The 2,280-nt window shown below is 74.9% G+C and carries 2 protein-coding genes and 1 pseudogene; 1 reads left to right on the forward strand and 2 read right to left on the reverse strand.

The window, feature by feature from the left end; all coding sequences use genetic code 11:
- Window positions 1-249, forward strand: a pseudogene (locus tag E1300_RS49090) (hypothetical protein); the annotation flags it as partial.
- 82 nt (window positions 250-331) lie between these two features.
- On the opposite strand, the gene E1300_RS49095 reads toward E1300_RS49090, so the two are convergent.
- Together E1300_RS49095 and E1300_RS49100 are read right to left on the reverse strand one after the other, a co-directional pair.
- Window positions 332-1,099: an SDR family NAD(P)-dependent oxidoreductase gene (locus tag E1300_RS49095; protein WP_131764100.1), complete on the reverse strand. Its 768-nt coding sequence runs from the start codon at window positions 1,097-1,099 to the stop codon at window positions 332-334.
- A 57-nt stretch (window positions 1,100-1,156) separates the two neighbouring features.
- The coding region (locus E1300_RS49100; protein WP_165503361.1) for an AMP-binding protein at window positions 1,157-2,280 on the reverse strand (1,124 nt) is incomplete at its 5' end.

The raw sequence follows: 2,280 nt of genomic DNA on the forward strand, positions 1-2,280 counted from the left end.
AAGCAGGCGGAGTCGTCCTGGGGCGCGCCGGTCGTCCAGGTGAAGCTGCGCCTGACCAACCAGGACGGCGGCGTGCTCGTGGACTGCACGGCCGAGGTCATGCGGGACGGCGCCCGGGCCGTCCTCGCGGCGGTCCGGGACGGCGAGCCGGCCCGCGCCGAGCAGGCCTACGCCCGGACGCTCCGGCGGCAGGGCGACCTCGTGGCCGCGCTGTTCACCGAGCGGGGCCTGTTCGCCGCCCCGACCTGAGACGCCCCGCGCGAGACCGACCCCGCCCTGCTCCTGGCTCGGCCCAATGCATCACCGGACGAGCCGCGCTGACGCCGGCCCGTCAGCGCGGGGCGAACCGCTGGCCGCCGTCGAGGCGGATGGTCTGGCCGTTCAGCATCGGGTTGCGGACGATCGACTCGACGAGCCAGGCGTACTCCTGCGGGCGGCCCGCCCGGCGCGGGAAGGCGGCGTCCTTCGTCAGGGTCGCGATGATCTCCTCGCTGGCGCCCTCCAGCAGCCCGGTGGCGAACAGGCTGGGCGCGATCGCCATGACGCGGATGCCGAGGCTGCCGAGGTCGCGGGCCATCGTCAGGCTCATTCCCGCGATCCCGGCCTTGGCGGCCGAGTACGGGACCTGCCCGATCTGCCCCTCGAACGCGGCGATCGAGGAGGTGTTGACGATGACGCCGCGCTCGCCCTGGTCGTCCGGCTCGTTCCGGCTCATGTGCCACGCCTGAAGCCGGTTGAGGTTGAACGTGGCGATCAGGTTCCACTCGATGATGTGCCGGAACCGCTCCAGCGGCAGCGGCCCCTCCCGGCCGATGACGCGCTTGCTGACGCCGCCGCCCGCGGTGTTCACGGCGATGTGCAGGCCGCCGTGCGCGTCCACGGCGTCCCGCAGCGCCTGCTCGACGCCCTCCTCGTCCATGACGTCGCAGGGGTGGAAGGTGGCGGGTCCGCCGAGCTCCTGGGCGGCGGCCGCGCCCTTGCCGGACGGGAGGTCGAGGATCGCCACCGCCGCGCCGCGCTCGGCGAGCAGGTCCGCGCTGGCCCGGCCCATCCCCGAGCCGCCGCCCACGACGACGGCCACCTTCTTCGCCACGTCCACGGGCCCGCCTCCCCTTGTCGATGTATTCGTATATTAAATCCAATATGTGGTTGCCCATCAAGGCGGCGGGCCGGCCGCCGCCCTGGCCCGGAGCTCGCGCTTGGCGACCTTGCCCGCGCCGTTCAGGGGCAGGTCGTCCACCCACCAGAGCGCGCGCGGCAGCTTGTAGGCGGCGAGCCGCTCGCGGCAGAACGCCAGCACCTCGTGGTCCGGGCCGGTGTCCGGCACGACGAAGGCGGCTGGCACCTCGCCGAGCCGGTCGTCCGGCATGCCCACCACCGCCGCGGCGCGGACCGCCGGATGCTCCGTCAGGACGCGCTCGACCTCCGCGGGGTAGACGTTGAGGCCGCCCACGATCACGACGTCCGTCAGCCGGTCGACCACGCGGAGGCGGCCGTGCTCGTCCAGGACGCCGACGTCGCCCGTGCGGAGCCAGCCGTCGCGCAGCGCCCCGGCGGTCGCGTCGGGATCGTCGAGGTAGCCCGCCATGAGCCCCGGTCCTTGGACGAGGATCTCGCCCGGACCGCCCGTCCCGCCGATCCGGACCCGCACGCCGGGGATGGCGCGGCCCGCGGTGCGCACGGCCGCCTCCGGCGGGTCGGTTGCCCGCGTCATGGTGCACACGCCGCCCGCCTCGGTGATCCCATAGGCGGTGAGGACCGTCCTGATCCCCAGCGTCTCACGCAGCCCACGGACGAGGTCGGCGGGGACGGACGCCGCGCCCGTCACCGCGACCCGTACCGCGTGGGACGGCGGCAGCCCCTCCGCGAGCAGCGCCCGGTACATCGCGGGCGGCCCTTGCAGGAACGTGACGCCTCCCCCGGCGCAGGCGGCGGCCAGCTCCGCGGCGTCGAACCGCGCCACGGGCAGCGCCGTCGCGCCGGCGACCGCGCTCGCGAGGAGGCCCGTCTTGTGGCCGCCGACGTGCGCGAACGGCGCGACCACCGGGTAGCGGTCGCCGGCGCGCAGGCCGGTGATCTCGACCCAGCTCCGCGTGGTCGCGACGAGGCCGCCGTGCCGGAGCAGGACGCCCTTCGGCCGGCCCGTCGTGCCGGAGGTGTACTGGACGTGGCTGATCGTGTCCGCGGGTCGCGGGGCTTCCTGCACGGCCCGCCGCGCCAGTGGATCTACGAGCTGACCGAGCTCGCGGTCGGCCACGGCGTCGACGCGTTTCTGTTCGG

Source organism: Actinomadura fibrosa (assembly GCF_900659615.1).
GTDB lineage: Bacteria > Actinomycetota > Actinomycetes > Streptosporangiales > Streptosporangiaceae > Spirillospora > Spirillospora fibrosa.